This window comes from Streptomyces sulfonofaciens (assembly GCF_014656295.1).
Classification (GTDB): domain Bacteria; phylum Actinomycetota; class Actinomycetes; order Streptomycetales; family Streptomycetaceae; genus Streptomyces; species Streptomyces sulfonofaciens.
The window spans coordinates 499,919-515,015 of sequence record NZ_BNCD01000001.1; the positions used below are offsets into that span (position 1 = coordinate 499,919).

A 15,097-nucleotide genomic window follows, 5' to 3' on the forward strand; every position below is an offset into this window, starting at 1 on the left:
TCCGGCCCGGTCCTGTCCGGCCTGCGACCTGACCGGTGTCGCCGCCCGTGCCGCCGCCCAGTACGCCCTCCCGCACCGGACAGGGCTCCCTCGTCCGCGTCCCGCAGCCGGCGCCCTCGCCCCCTCCGCAACGTGGCCCGCGAGCAGGGCGGCCCCCGCGCCCCCCTGCGACCCGCCCCGGTCACCGACCATCCGCCCGACGCCAGTGCCGGACGCCACCGCCGGACGGCACGCGCGCGGGCCCGGGAGCGCGTGCAGGACGCACAGGGCCTGCGGAGTCCCGTCGCAGCCCCGTCGGAGCCCGCGCCGCTCCGTTCGATTTCCCCACAGGTCACGGGTGTTCTCCACAGATCCGGGGACTTTTTCCCGTCCACACCCTGGGGAGGGCGAAGTTGTCCAGACCGTGTCCACAGGCGCGCCTGCCGAAGATCCTCCATGCCAGGTCACCGGGCTGTGGATTCGTGGACAGAGGCTCTCCACAGACTGTGGACGACGCCGCTGTCCACAGTGCCGCGCGATCGTTGTCCACCGCCCGCCCACAGGCTGGGGACGGTTGTCCCCAGCCTTTCCCCGCTTCTCCACACGGCTGTCCACTGTTCGGCAACACAACGCGCCTTCTCACCGGGTCGAGTGAAAGGCGTCACATCGATGCGCCGGCATGGCCTGTGGGGAACCTGGGTAAACCTGGGGACGCCGCTGGGGAGAAGTGGCCCCTGCCTGTGCATCGGGTGTGCAGAACTTTTCCCCGTCCACAGAAGCACCGGGTTGTCCACGGGCACCGCCCACAGGCCCGGTGGACAAAATTCGCTCTCTGAGCTGCGGAAACAGGGTTATCCACGGTTTCCACAAGCCCTACTACTACCCCCACTTGGAGAGAGCGAGGAATCCGTTTCGAAGTGGGGGCTGTGCACAACTCGCGGCTCGCGGCGACACGACACCCCGGCACCGACGGGCATGACTTGACCCCGACGGGCTCCTACTGTCAGTGCTGTGCGTCAGACTGTTCCCCGGTGTCCTTCCCCGTACGGGACGAGCCGACACCGAGTCAGACGGCAGACGGCAACCAGAGGGCACACGCCGGCGCGGCAAGGGCCGGCAACAGCGAGAGCGGCCGGCACGCGGCCGGCAACAGCAGGAGGCGGCTTACGGTGAAGATCCGGGTGGAACGCGACGTACTCGCGGAGGCAGTGGCCTGGGCGGCGCGCAGCCTCCCGGCCCGTCCGCCGGCGCCTGTCCTCGCCGGCCTGCTGCTGAAGGCCGAGGACGGCGCGCTGAGCCTCTCCAGCTTCGACTACGAGGTCTCGGCCCGGGTCTCCGTGGAGGCCGAGGTGGAGGAGGAGGGCACCGTCCTCGTCTCGGGCCGCCTGCTCGCCGACATCTGCCGCGCCCTCCCGAACCGCCCCGTGGAGATCTCCACAGACGGTGTACGGGCGACCGTCGTCTGCGGTTCCTCGCGCTTCACCCTGCACACCCTGCCCGTGGAGGAGTACCCGGCGCTGCCGCAGATGCCGTCCGCGACCGGCACCGTGCCCGGTGAGGTCTTCGCCTCGGCCGCCTCCCAGGTGGCCATCGCCGCCGGCCGCGACGACACCCTCCCGGTGCTCACGGGCGTCCGGATCGAGATCGAGGGCGACACCGTCACGCTGGCGTCCACCGACCGCTACCGCTTCGCCGTCCGCGAGTTCCTGTGGAAGCCGGAGGCGGCCGACGCCTCCGCCGTCGCCCTGGTCCCCGCCAAGACGCTCCTGGACACCGCCAAGGCGCTCACCAGCGGCGACAGCGTCACCATCGCGCTGTCCGGCTCCGGCGCGGGCGAGGGCCTGATCGGTTTCGAGGGCGCCGGCCGCCGTACCACCACCCGGCTGCTCGAAGGCGACCTGCCGAAGTACCGCACCCTCTTCCCGACGGAGTTCAACTCGGTCGCGGTCATCGAGACCGCCCCCTTCGTGGAGGCCGTCAAGCGCGTGGCCCTGGTGGCGGAGCGGAACACCCCGGTCCGGCTCAGCTTCGAGCAGGGCGTGCTCACCCTGGAGGCGGGCTCCAGCGACGACGCACAGGCTGTGGAAAGGGTCGACGCCCAACTGGAGGGCGATGACATCTCCATCGCCTTCAACCCGACGTTCCTGCTGGACGGCCTCAGCGCCATCGACTCGCCGGTCGCCCAGCTCTCCTTCACCACCTCCACCAAGCCAGCCCTGCTCAGCGGCAAACCCGCCGTGGACGCCGAGGCCGACGACGCGTACAAGTACCTGATCATGCCGGTGCGCCTGTCGGGCTGAGCGGCCCCTCCCGGCCACGCGAGTGACGCCTGAGCGGCTGAGCCCACAGGTGTGCACGGAGGGCCGGGCGTAGGCTCGAAGGCGGGTACGCAAGTGCCGCAACGCGACGTCGCTACTTAAGGAACACTGATGGAGCTCGGTCTCGTCGGCCTCGGCAAGATGGGCGGCAACATGCGTGAGCGCATCCGCCGCGCCGGCCACACCGTCATCGGCTACGACCGCAACCCGGATCTCTCCGATGTCGGCAGTCTGGAGGAGCTGGTGGGCCGGCTCGAAGGCCCCCGCGTGGTCTGGGTGATGGTCCCCGCCGGCGCCCCGACGCAGGCAACCATAGACGAGCTGGCCGGCCTCCTGGAGCCCGGTGACGTCGTCGTGGACGGCGGCAACTCCCGCTGGACCGACGACGAGAAGCACGCCGTGGAACTCGGCCTCAAGCGCATCGGCTTCGTGGACTGCGGCGTCTCCGGCGGCGTCTGGGGCCTGGAGAACGGCTACGCCCTCATGTACGGCGGTGACGAGAAGGACGTCGCCAAGGTGCAGCCCGTCTTCGACGCCCTCAAGCCGGAGGGCGAGTTCGGCGCGGTGCACGCCGGCAAGGTCGGTGCGGGCCACTTCGCCAAGATGGTCCACAACGGCATCGAGTACGCCATGATGCAGGCCTTCGCCGAGGGCTGGGAGCTGCTGGAGGCCGTCCACTCGGTGACCGACGTACGCGAGGTCTTCCGCTCCTGGCAGTCCGGCACCGTCATCCGCTCCTGGCTGCTCGACCTCGCCGTCAACGCCCTCGACGAGGACGAGCACCTGAAGGGCCTCAAGGGTTTCGCACACGACTCCGGCGAGGGCAGGTGGACGGTCGAGGCCGCCATCGACAACGCCGTCCCGCTGCCCGCCATCACCGCCTCCCTCTTCGCCCGCTTCGCCTCCCGCCAGGAGGACTCCCCGCAGATGAAGATGATCGCCGCGCTGCGCAACCAGTTCGGCGGCCACGAGGTCGAGAAGAGCTGACCCCGGCGCGCGCCACGGCAGGTCCGGACCGACCGCCACGGCAGGTCCGGACCGACCGCCACGGCAGGTCCGGACCGCGCAGGGGCGCGTGTGCCGTACGGGCCCTGCGCCTGCCACCATCAGCGCACACAGCAGCGCGCACCCGGCAACCAGCACCCAGTTGTACCCGTAGTACTCCGTGACACCAGGGGGAGGTCGGCGTCCGACCATGCACCTCACGCATCTGTCGCTCGCCGACTTCCGCTCGTACGCCCAGGTCGACGTGGCACTCGACCCGGGCGTCACGGCCTTCGTGGGCCCCAACGGCCAGGGCAAGACCAACCTCGTCGAAGCGGTCGGCTATCTGGCGACGCTCGGCAGCCACCGGGTCTCCTCGGACGCGCCGCTGGTCCGCATGGGAGCGGAGCGCGCGGTGGTCCGGGCCGCGGTGCGCCAGGGCGAGCGCCGGCAACTGGTCGAGCTCGAACTGAACCCCGGCAAGGCCAACCGCGCCCGTATCAACAGGTCCTCGCAGGTCAAACCGCGCGATGTGCTCGGCATCGTACGCACGGTGCTGTTCGCGCCGGAGGACCTGGCACTGATCAAGGGCGACCCGGGAGAGCGCCGGCGGTTCCTCGACGAGCTGATCACGGCGCGGACGCCGCGCATGGCGGGAGTGCGCTCCGACTACGAGCGCGTCCTCAAGCAACGCAACACCCTCCTGAAATCGGCCGCGCTCGCCCGGCGGCACGGCGGCCGTTCCATGGACCTGTCCACACTGGACGTCTGGGACCAGCACCTCGCGCGCGCGGGCGCGGAGCTGCTGGCGCAGCGGCTCTCCCTGATCGCCGCACTGCAACCGCTGGCGGACAAGGCGTACGAGCAGCTTGCGCCCGGCGGCGGCCCGGTCACCCTGGAGTACAAGCCGTCCGCGCCCGGTGGGGCGGAGACCCGCGACGATCTCTTCGAACAGCTCATGGGCGCCCTCGGCGGTGCCCGCAAGCAGGAGATCGAACGAGGTGTGACGCTGGTGGGCCCGCACCGCGACGACCTCCTCATCAGGCTGGGCCGGCTGCCCGCGAAGGGGTACGCGAGCCACGGAGAGTCCTGGTCCTGCGCGCTGGCGCTGCGCCTGGCGTCGTACGACCTGCTGCGCGCCGAGGACCCCTGGGCACCACAGCACGGGCCCACCCCCTCGGCGCCGCCCCAGGAGGCCGCAGCGGACGCGTCCTCCACCGCTTCCACCGCCCCCTCGGCCGAGGGCCGGCGGCCGGGTGAACCGGTGCTGGTGCTCGACGACGTCTTCGCGGAGCTGGACGCGCGGCGCCGCGAGCGCCTGGCGGAGCTGGTCGCCCCCGGCGAACAGGTACTGGTGACGGCCGCGGTGGACGACGACGTCCCCGCGGTGCTCACCGGGCGGCGCTACGCGGTCGCCGACGGGACGGTGGAGCGCATATGAGCGACATCACACCGCACGGCGGGCTGCCCGGCGACGGCACGCCCCGGGGCGGCGGGCTGCCCCTCGGCGGCCGCCCCGCCCCCGGCGGGCTGCCGGGCCGGCCCCCGGAGCCCGGCCGGACCGCGGCACAGGCCCGCGGCACCGGAGCGGAACCGCCGCGGTCACCCGGACCCACCGAGCCGCCCGCCACCCCCGCCACCTCCTCCATTCCTGCCGTCTCCTCCACATCCCCTTCCATCTCCACATATGCTGCTCCCGTCGCCCCCGCCGCTCCTGTCCCCACCGGCGTCGACCTCGCGCGGGTCGCGCTGCGGGCCGCCAAGGAGGAGGCACGCGCGCGTGGAGCCCTCGTCCAGCAGAAGCGGCAGGCGCGCAGGGGCGGCCTCAGGTCCGGCGCGCGGGCCGACGGCCGCGACCCCGTCCCGCTGGGCTCCGCGATCAGCAGGCTGATCACCGACCGGGCCTGGGAGACACCGGCCGCGGTGGGCGGGGTGATGGGGCGCTGGCCGCAGATCGTCGGCGAGGACCTGGCGCACCACTGCGCACCGCTCTCCTACGACGAGGCCCCCGACCAACGGGTGCTGACCGTCCAGTGCGACTCGACGGCCTGGGCGACACAGGTGCGGCTGCTGGCGCCGCAGCTCCTCGCGCGCCTCAACGCCGACCTGGGACAGGGCACCGTGAAGCGCATCAAGGTGCTGGGACCCCATACGCCCACACGCCGTTTCGGGCCCCTTCGCGCCCCCGGCAGCGTGGGGCCGCGCGACACCTATGGGTGATCGCCGAGGCACCCTGGGTGATCCTCCGGGGCGGTAGCTGGGGGTTGACGGCCCAAAGCGCTGAGTGCCGCTGTGAGCCTCTTGGAGGCGGGGGCCGCATATGGGGAGTCGGTAGCGGCCGGTTCAGGGCGGCACATGCGGACTCAGGTACCCGCAAACCCCCATCACTGTCGGCGCTACCGGTAGACTGAAGCCAATCCTCGCCCATTCGTGGGAGGAGCGCTTCAGAGAACGCCGAGCAACCCCGTGCGACGCGGGGGGACCCCGAGTACCAAAGACCCATCCCGAAGATCACCGATAGTCGCTGCACCTAGCTGAGCAACGCTGACAAGGCTTACCAACGCACCACGCCGCAGCCGCTCCGGCCCCTGCCGGGACCCTGGTTGTGCTGTGCCAGAAAGGGCGCTTCGTGGCCGATTCCGGCAACCCCAACGAGAACATCCCGTCCACCGCCGCAGGCGAGCCCGCAGAGGGCCGTGTGGGCGTCCCAGAGGCCGTCACGGGGGCCTCGGAGGCCGCGGCCGGGACCGCGCAGTCGGCAGTGCCCACGAAGTCCGCGCAGACTTCCGAGCCTTCCGAGTCCGCTGCGTACGACGCCAGCGCCATCACGGTCCTGGAGGGCCTTGACGCGGTCCGCAAGCGGCCCGGCATGTACATCGGCTCGACCGGCGAGCGCGGCCTGCACCACCTCGTGACCGAGGTCGTCGACAACTCCGTCGACGAGGCCCTGGCCGGCCACGCGGACTCGATCGACGTGACGATCCTGCCCGACGGCGGCGTGCGCGTCGTGGACAACGGCCGCGGCATCCCGGTGGACATCGTGCCGTCCGAGAAGAAGCCGGCCGTCGAGGTCGTGCTGACGGTGCTGCACGCGGGCGGCAAGTTCGGCGGCGGCGGGTACGCGGTCTCCGGCGGTCTGCACGGCGTCGGCGTCTCCGTGGTGAACGCCCTGTCCACCAAGGTCTCCGTCGAGATCAAGCGCGACGGCTACCGCTGGACGCAGGACTACAAGCTCGGTGTCCCCACCGCCGCCCTGCAGCGCAACGAGCCCACCGACGAGACCGGCACCACGGTCACGTTCTGGGCCGACCCCGACATCTTCGAGACCACGGACTACTCCTTCGAGACGCTCTCGCGGCGCTTCCAGGAGATGGCGTTCCTCAACAAGGGCCTGCGGATCGCGCTCACCGACGAGCGCGAGTCCGCCAAGGCCACCAGCGGCGCGGACGCAGGCGAGGCGGTCGACGAGACCGTCGCCGAGCCCCGCTCGGTGACGTACTACTACGAGGGCGGCATCGTCGACTTCGTGAAGTACCTCAACTCCCGCAAGGGCGACGTCGTCCACGACACCGTGATCGACATCGACGCCGAGGACAGGGAGAGGATGCTGTCCGTCGAGGTCGCGATGCAGTGGAACAGCGGGTACAGCGAGGGCGTGTACTCCTTCGCCAACACCATCCACACCCATGAGGGCGGTACGCACGAGGAGGGCTTCAGGGCCGCGCTGACGGGCCTGATCAACCGCTACGCGCGCGACAAGAAGCTGCTCAGGGAGAAGGACGACAACCTCACCGGCGACGACATCCGCGAGGGCCTGACGGCCATCATCTCCGTCAAGCTCGGCGAGCCCCAGTTCGAGGGCCAGACGAAGACCAAGCTGGGCAACACCGAGGCGAAGACCTTCGTGCAGAAGGTCGTCCACGAGCACCTCAGCGACTGGCTGGACCGCAACCCCAACGAGGCCGCGGAGATCATCCGCAAGGGCATCCAGGCGGCCACCGCGCGCGTGGCGGCCCGCAAGGCGCGCGACCTGACCCGCCGCAAGGGCCTCCTGGAGACCGCGTCCCTGCCCGGCAAGCTCTCCGACTGCCAGTCGAACGACCCCACCAAGTGCGAGATCTTCATCGTCGAGGGCGACTCCGCCGGCGGCTCGGCCAAGTCCGGCCGCGACCCCATGTACCAGGCCATCCTGCCCATCCGGGGCAAGATCCTGAACGTGGAGAAGGCCCGCGTCGACAAGATCCTGCACAACCAGGAGATCCAGGCGCTGATCTCGGCCTTCGGCACCGGGGTCCACGAGGACTTCGACATCGAGCGGCTCCGCTATCACAAGATCATCCTGATGGCGGACGCCGACGTCGACGGCCAGCACATCAACACCCTCCTGCTGACGTTCCTCTTCCGCTTCATGCGGCCGCTGGTCGAGGCCGGGCACGTGTTCCTCTCCCGCCCGCCGCTGTACAAGATCAAGTGGGGCCGTGACGACTTCGAGTACGCCTACTCGGACCGTGAGCGCGACGCGCTGATCGAGCTGGGGCGCCAGCACGGCAAGCGCGTCAGGGACGACTCGGTCCAGCGCTTCAAGGGCCTCGGCGAGATGAACGCGGAAGAGCTGCGCATCACCACCATGGACCAGGAGCACCGCGTCCTCGGTCAGGTCACGCTCGACGACGCCGCCCAGGCCGACGACCTCTTCTCCGTGCTGATGGGCGAGGACGTCGAAGCCCGCCGCCAGTTCATCCAGCGCAACGCCAAGGACGTCCGCTTCCTCGACATCTGACCCGGCACCCGGCCGGCGCGAGCCGGCCGGTGACGGATGCGAGAAGTCCGAAAGGATTGAGTTACGGCAATGGCCGACGAGAACACCCCCACCCCGCCCGAGGGTCCCGAGGGCCCCAAGGTCCCCGAAGGCCTCGTGGGCATCGAGGACCCCGCGGCCCTGGCCCAGCGCGTCGAGCCCGTCGGGCTCGAGACGGAGATGCAGCGCTCGTACCTCGACTACGCGATGTCCGTCATCGTCTCGCGCGCCCTGCCGGACGTACGGGACGGCCTGAAGCCCGTGCACCGCCGTGTGCTGTACGCCATGTACGACGGCGGCTACCGCCCCGAGAAGGGCTTCTACAAGTGTGCGCGCGTCGTCGGCGACGTGATGGGCAACTACCACCCGCACGGCGACTCCTCGATCTACGACGCGCTCGTCCGCCTCGCCCAGTCCTGGTCGATGCGCATGCCGCTGGTGGACTCCAACGGCAACTTCGGCTCCCCGGGCAACGACCCCGCCGCGGCCATGCGCTACACCGAGTGCAAGATGGCGCCGCTGTCCATGGAGATGGTCCGCGACATCGACGAGGACACCGTCGACTTCACGGACAACTACGACGGCCGCTCCCAGGAGCCCACCGTCCTCCCGGCCCGCTTCCCGAACCTGCTGATCAACGGCTCGGCGGGCATCGCGGTCGGCATGGCCACCAACATCCCGCCGCACAACCTGCGCGAGGTCGCCGACGGCGCCCAGTGGTACCTCCAGCACCCGGAGGCCAGCCACGAGGAACTGCTCGACGCGCTGATCGAGCGCATCAAGGGCCCCGACTTCCCGACCGGTGCCCTGGTGGTGGGCCGCAAGGGCATCGAGGAGGCGTACCGCACCGGCCGCGGCTCGATCACCATGCGCGCCGTGGTGGAGGTCGAGGAGATCCAGGGCCGCCAGTGCCTGGTCGTCACCGAGCTGCCCTACCAGGTGAATCCGGACAACCTCGCGCAGAAGATCGCCGACGGGGTAAAGGACGGCAAGATCGGCGGCATCGCCGACGTCCGCGACGAGACCAGCTCCCGCACCGGCCAGCGCCTGGTCATCGTCCTCAAGCGCGACGCGGTCGCCAAGGTCGTCCTGAACAACCTCTACAAGCACACCGACCTGCAGACCAACTTCGGCGCCAACATGCTGGCCCTGGTCGACGGTGTGCCGCGCACCCTCTCCCTGGACGCGTTCATCCGCCACTGGGTGACGCACCAGATCGAGGTCGTCGTCCGCCGCACCCGCTTCAGGCTGCGCAAGGCCGAGGAGCGCGCCCACATCCTGCGCGGCCTGCTCAAGGCCCTGGACGCGATCGACGAGGTCATCGCGCTGATCCGCGGCAGCGACACCGTGGACACGGCCCGGGACGGCCTGATGGGCCTGCTGGAGATCGACGAGATCCAGGCGAACGCCATCCTGGAGATGCAGCTCCGCCGGCTGGCCGCCCTGGAGCGTCAGAAGATCGTCCAGGAGCACGACGAACTCCAGGCGAAGATCGCCGAGTACAACGCGATCCTGGCCTCCCCGGTCCGCCAGCGCGGCATCATCAGCGAGGAGCTCGCCGCGATCGTCGAGAAGTTCGGCGACGACCGGCGCTCCAAGCTGGTGCCCTTCGACGGCGACATGTCCATGGAGGACCTCATCGCCGAGGAGGACATCGTCGTCACCATCACGCGCGGGGGCTACGTCAAGCGCACCAAGACCGACGACTACCGTTCCCAGAAGCGCGGCGGCAAGGGCGTACGCGGCACCAAGCTCAGGGAAGACGACATCGTCGACCACTTCTTCGTGTCGACGACCCACCACTGGCTGCTCTTCTTCACCAACAAGGGCCGCGTCTACCGCGCCAAGGCGTACGAACTGCCCGACGCCGGCCGTGACGCCCGCGGTCAGCACGTCGCGAACCTGCTCGCCTTCCAGCCGGACGAGTCGATCGCCGAGATCCTCGCCATCCGCGACTACGAGGCGGCGCCCTACCTGGTGCTGGCCACCAAGGCGGGACTCGTCAAGAAGACGTCCCTGAAGGACTACGACTCGCCCCGCTCGGGCGGTGTGATCGCCATCAACCTCCGGGAGACGGAGACCGGTCCCGAGGGCACCGCCGACGAGCTGATCGGAGCCGAGCTGGTCTCCGCCGAGGACGACCTGCTGCTCATCAGCAAGAAGGCGCAGTCGATCAGGTTCACGGCCACGGACGACGCCCTGCGGCCCATGGGCCGCGCCACCTCCGGTGTCAAGGGCATGAGTTTCCGCGAGGGCGACGAACTGCTCTCGATGAATGTCGTCCGGCCCGGTACGTTCGTGTTCACCGCGACCGACGGCGGGTACGCGAAGCGGACCGCCGTCGACGAGTACCGCGTCCAGGGCCGCGGCGGTCTCGGCATCAAGGCGGCCAAGATCGTCGAGGACCGCGGTTCGCTCGTCGGCGCGCTGGTGGTCGAGGAGGCCGACGAGATCCTCGCCATCACCCTCGGCGGTGGCGTGATCCGTACGCGGGTGAATGAGATCAGGGAGACGGGCCGTGACACCATGGGCGTCCAACTGATCGCCCTGGGCAAGCGCGACGCCGTGGTCGGCATCGCGCGCAACGCAGAGGCGGGCCGCGAGGCCGAAGAAGTAGAAGAAGCAGCAGAAGCAGCAGAAGCAGCAGAAGCAGCAGGAGCCGGAGAGGCAGCGGAGGCCGGGGAGGCGGTGGGCACTGCGGACACCGCAGGAGCCGCCGACGCCGCCGACGACGCCGGAGCCGTGGCCCCGGGCCAGCCGGCCACCGGTACGGACGAGGACACCCGGCCCCCGGCCGAGTAGGACGAGGAGAGAGTCGACGTGAGCGGAGCCACGGGCCCCGGAGCGAGCGGAACCGGAGCAGACGGCGTCCGTGGCGCCGCCACCGACGCTCAGCAGCCACATGGACCCCAGGGGGGAACTGTGACGGACACCCGCGGGTCCCAGGCGGGGCCTTACGAGGGATACGGCGCGTCCCAGGGATACGACGCCGCGGGGGCACCGCCCTCCGCGACGCCCCTCCCCGGCGAGCGGCAGCCCTCGGCCCCGCAGGGCCCGTACCACCCGCCGGAGGCGTACCAGACGCCGCCGGACGCCGTCCGCCGTCCGCGGACCGGTGCGCGCACCGCGCCGCGCACCCGCAAGGCGCGGCTGCGGGTGGCCAAGGCCGACCCGTGGTCGGTGATGAAGGTCAGCTTCCTGCTCTCCATCGCGCTCGGCATCTGCACGGTGATCGCCGCCACGGTGCTGTGGATGGTGATGGACGCCATGGGCGTGTTCTCCACGGTCGGCGGCACCATCTCGGAGGCCACCGGATCCAACGACGCGGGCGGCTTCGACCTCCAGTCGTTCCTGTCGCTGCCGCGCGTACTGACCTTCACCGGGATCATCGCGGTCATCGACGTCGTTTTGGCCACCGCGCTCGCCACGCTCGGCGCCTTCATCTACAACCTCTCCGCGGGGTTCATGGGCGGCGTCGAGCTGACTCTGGCGGAGGACGAGTAGGGCGCCCCGTGCGGGCCTTGCGGCCCGCACGGGCGGTCGGTCCCCGGCACGGGGCGGCGCGGTTACCGATTTTGGGACTGACCCCGTCGTGCGCTAATCTTCAGTGGTCAGCGCGCAGTGCGTGCAGGTCCGCTCGGCGGTCTGCAAGGCGCGGGGCTATAGCTCAGACGGTTAGAGCGCTTCCCTGATAAGGAAGAGGCCACAGGTTCAAGTCCTGTTAGCCCCACAGACGAGGCACAGCACGCCGGAGGCCCGGCGGATCCCAGGATCCGCCGGGCCTTCCGCATGTGTGCCGTCCCTTGAGGCGCGGGCCGTTCCGGCGCGATGCGGTGGGGTGCGGTGTGGTGCGGTGCGATGCCGCGGGGTGTGGCTGATGCGGTGTGGTGCGATGCCGCACGGTGCGGTGCGACGAGGCGTGGTGCCACGGTGCGGCGGCAGCCGGTTCATCCGGCCCGGCGGCCACCTGCCGCGCGGGCCGCGCGGAGCAGGGCCGCGCCGGCCAGGAAGACTGCCAGGGCCGCGGCCGGCACACCCAGCGGGCCGCGGTCGGCCGGACCGGTGACGGCCACGTCCAGCAGACCGGCCACACAGGCGGCGTAACCGACGACGGCCGCGCCGGTGCGTGTCCGGGGCCGGTCGAGCGCGTGCGGCGTCCACCACCCGCGTGCGGCCGGGGACGCGCGCCGCAGTCCGTGCGTCTCGACCCGGCCGAAGACCGCCACCAACGCGCCGAGCACGGCGAAGAGCGCGACCAGCCACGGCAGCTTCCACAGCAGCCACGCGCCCGTGTCCCCGGGCGGCCGGGGCAGCGGGAGACCGGAGGCGTACGCGGCCGCGACGACGAGGACGAACGCGCTCATGTGCCACAGCAGCACCGTCAGGATCACCGAGTTCACGGCGATCACGGCCGTCCACGGGCCGAGCCGCCGCAGCCACCGCTCCGAAGTGTCGCGCAGCAGCAGCATGAGCCCGAGCTGGGTGGTGGCCAGCGCCAGCAGTGCGAGCGTCGGTGGCGACAGGTTGCCCAACGCCCCACCGGGAACGTCGACCATGCTGATCGGGTACGGGCCGGCCACCGTCAGCAGCACCGCCGCCGTTCCCCCGCCCGCCAGCAGCGGCACGGCCACCCGCGGCCGCACCGGGAGCGTCCCGTCCTGCCAGGCGAAGCCGATCTGGTGCACCGCCAGCCAGGCGAACAGGTAGTTGCCCCGTTGCAGGGCCACCGCGTCGAACGCCAGTCGCGCCACGTCGCCCGCCGCCACCAGCACCACCAGCACCAGCGGCACGACCAGCCCCGCCCGCCGGTGCAGACGGTGTGTCAGGGGCGTCAGGAAGACCACCACGAGGTAGACCAGCACGAACCACAACGGGATCGAGGCCAACCACACCGCCCTGCCGACCTGGGCGGGAGCGACGCCCGCCGACCGGGCGACCAGCGCGGCGGCGGCCAGCACCACCAGCAGGACGGTCGTCGGCCGCACGAGCCGCGCGCTGCGGTCGAGCAGCCAGTCCCCGGCCTGCCCGCCGCCGCGGAGGTGCGAGGTCAGCGAGGCTGCGTTGGCGAACCCGCCCACCACGAAGAACACCGGCATCACCTGGACGAGCCAGGTGACCGGCCGGCCCCACGACAGGACTTGCAGTGCGCTGAAGCCCCCGGCACCGCCACCGCGCGCGGTGACGACGATGACCATCCAGTGGCCGAGCACCACGATGAGGATGGCGATGGCCCGCAGCAGATCGACATGGCGTTCGCGGTGCGGCGGTGTGCGCTCTGCGTTCTCGCGCAGGCGGTGCATACGGCCATCGTAGGAGCGCCGGCCGGCGAAGATCGGCAAGCACGGCGGCGGATGCCACGCGTGCGTGCACGCCGTTGGACGGGGCCGCGCCCGCGGAGTCCGGGCGTGGGCCGTGGACGGGGGCTGCCAGGTGGTGCCGCGGACGCCGGAAGGCCCGGCAACCCTGGGGTTGCCGGGCCTTGTGTACGCCGGTGGAGGTGAGGGGCGAAGGCTCAGGTCCTTCTGCCGGTGAGGGCCGCCAGGATGGCCTGGGCGATGGAGGTGTTCTCCGGGCGGAGCTGGGAGGCGGCCCCGGGCTGGGCGGCCGGCTGTTCCTGGCCGCTGCCGTCGCCCTCACCGGGGCGGTCGGCCTCCGGGGCCTGGGTCCCGCCGGCACCCTCGGCCTCGGTGGGCTCGCTGTTCTCGCTGTTCTCGCCGCCCTCGGTGGGCCCGGCGGCTTCGGCGGACCGTGCCGGCTGGGTGGACGGGGCGGGCTGTGCCTGCTGGGCGGGCCCCGCGGACCGGGCGGCTTCGGACGACGGGGCGGCTTCGGAGGACGGGGCGGCTTCGGTGGACGGGGTGGCGTCCGCGGGCTCGGTCGCCGTCTGCCCGGAGTCGCCTGCCTGCGCGGCCCCTGCATCGGCGGGCCGCGCGGCCTCGTCGGGGCGGGACGCGGCGGTGGGCTGCGCGGTCCGGTCGGGTCCTGCCGCCGCGGGCTGCGCGGCCTCCGAAGACGGCACCCCGGCCGGCTGTCCCGCCGCGCCGGCCTGGGCGGGCGTCTGCTGCCAGGGGTTCGCACCCGGCTGATCGGCGCCCGGTCGGCCGGTGCCGTCCGCGGGGCGGGCCTGGTCCGTGGAGGTGTCCGTCGCAGGAGCGGCGGCCGCCTCGGAGCCAGATGCGGACGACGCCTCAGGGGCGGTGCCGCCCGGAGCGGTGCCCCCCTGGGATGCGGTGTCAGGAACGGCGGCGTCTGAGGTGCCCGCGGTGGACTCGGGAGACGCGGTGGATTCGGGAGACGCCGAGGACTCGGGGGAGCCCGCCTCGGCGCCGGAGTTCCCGCACCACTCGGCGAGTTGCCCGGAGGAGGGGGCCGACCCGCTGCGGCAGCTCGGGGACGAACCGTGCGCCTCAGCCAGGATCCGCTGCTTGATCGTGGGGGGCAGCGAGCGCAGGAACGACTCCGTCCACTGCTCCGGAACCGGCTGGGGAGCCGGCAGGTCGGCGGCGCTGTTGCGCGCTTCGCCGATCTGGGGTACCGCGGCGGCAGCCGGCGCCGTGGTGGCGAATCCAAGGGCTGCGAGCACCGCGACACAGGCGGCCAGAAGGACGGACCACAGCTTCATGACCTTGTTTCCGGTCATGGCCCCTCACTTTCGGGTCAGGCGATTTGCGTACTTTCCTCATGATGTGTATGCAGGGTGCGGGGCACAGGACCGACGCTCCTCTCGTGGTGTTCACGAGGGGAACACCACTCGAACAGCGGTGTATGAACGAAAAAATGAAAAGCGCGGGGAATGTCGTGGAGTGCGAACGCGGGCCGGGGGGCCTGCGGAGGGGTGACCGGCGGCGCCCAGGGCGCGTCCGAGGGGCGTCCGGGTGGCCGGAGGGGACTGCTTCCAAGCCCTTGTCAGGCCCGCGGGAACAGGGTTCCGCGGGTGCTCCCGGGGCTCGGGACGCAGGTCACCGATCGGTATCGGTCGGTGTGTATAGTCGGGCGGCAGAAGTCCCCTACGTCAAGG

At 71.3% G+C, this 15,097-nt stretch carries 9 protein-coding genes and 1 tRNA gene; 8 read left to right on the forward strand and 2 right to left on the reverse strand.

Annotation, left to right across the window (positions count from 1 at the left end; genetic code table 11):
• The first annotated feature begins 1,148 nt into the window (after positions 1–1,148).
• The 8 genes from dnaN to IE313_RS02025 all read left to right on the forward strand — a co-directional run bounded on the left by dnaN (position 1,149) and on the right by IE313_RS02025 (position 11,809).
• A complete protein-coding gene (gene dnaN, locus IE313_RS01990; protein WP_189929075.1) occupies positions 1,149–2,279 on the forward strand; it encodes a DNA polymerase III subunit beta in 1,131 nt (376 codons plus the stop codon).
• 129 nt (positions 2,280–2,408) lie between these two features.
• Complete coding sequence (gene gnd, locus IE313_RS01995; protein WP_189929076.1) at positions 2,409–3,284, forward strand: phosphogluconate dehydrogenase (NAD(+)-dependent, decarboxylating); 876 nt, start codon at positions 2,409–2,411, stop codon at positions 3,282–3,284.
• A gap of 208 nt (positions 3,285–3,492) precedes the next feature.
• Complete coding sequence (recF, locus tag IE313_RS02000) at positions 3,493–4,722, forward strand: DNA replication/repair protein RecF (RefSeq protein ID WP_189929077.1); 1,230 nt, start codon at positions 3,493–3,495, stop codon at positions 4,720–4,722.
• The gene (locus IE313_RS02005) at positions 4,719–5,501 is read left to right on the forward strand and encodes a DciA family protein (RefSeq protein ID WP_373316892.1); all 783 of its coding nucleotides are present in this window, start codon (positions 4,719–4,721) and stop codon (positions 5,499–5,501) included. The genes recF and IE313_RS02005 overlap by 4 nt, the downstream gene beginning before the upstream one ends.
• 385 nt (positions 5,502–5,886) lie before the next feature.
• The gene (gyrB, locus tag IE313_RS02010) at positions 5,887–8,061 is read left to right on the forward strand and encodes a DNA topoisomerase (ATP-hydrolyzing) subunit B (protein ID WP_189929078.1); all 2,175 of its coding nucleotides are present in this window, start codon (positions 5,887–5,889) and stop codon (positions 8,059–8,061) included.
• Positions 8,062–8,130: 69 nt separating this feature from the next.
• Entirely contained in the window at positions 8,131–10,881 is a 2,751-nt protein-coding gene (gene gyrA, locus IE313_RS02015; protein ID WP_189929079.1) for a DNA gyrase subunit A, read from the forward strand.
• Between the two features lie 18 nt (positions 10,882–10,899).
• Positions 10,900–11,583, forward strand: a complete 684-nt coding sequence (locus IE313_RS02020) for a DUF3566 domain-containing protein (RefSeq protein ID WP_189929080.1) — start codon at positions 10,900–10,902, stop codon at positions 11,581–11,583.
• A gap of 152 nt (positions 11,584–11,735) precedes the next feature.
• A tRNA-Ile gene (locus IE313_RS02025) sits at positions 11,736–11,809 on the forward strand.
• Between the two features lie 217 nt (positions 11,810–12,026).
• On the opposite strand, the gene IE313_RS02030 is transcribed toward IE313_RS02025, so the two are convergent.
• Together IE313_RS02030 and IE313_RS02035 are read right to left on the reverse strand one after the other, a co-directional pair.
• Complete coding sequence (locus IE313_RS02030) at positions 12,027–13,379, reverse strand: acyltransferase family protein (protein ID WP_189929081.1); 1,353 nt, start codon at positions 13,377–13,379, stop codon at positions 12,027–12,029.
• Positions 13,380–13,591: 212 nt separating this feature from the next.
• Complete coding sequence (locus tag IE313_RS02035) at positions 13,592–14,719, reverse strand: DUF6344 domain-containing protein (RefSeq protein WP_189929082.1); 1,128 nt, start codon at positions 14,717–14,719, stop codon at positions 13,592–13,594.
• Between the last annotated feature and the right edge of the window lie 378 nt (positions 14,720–15,097).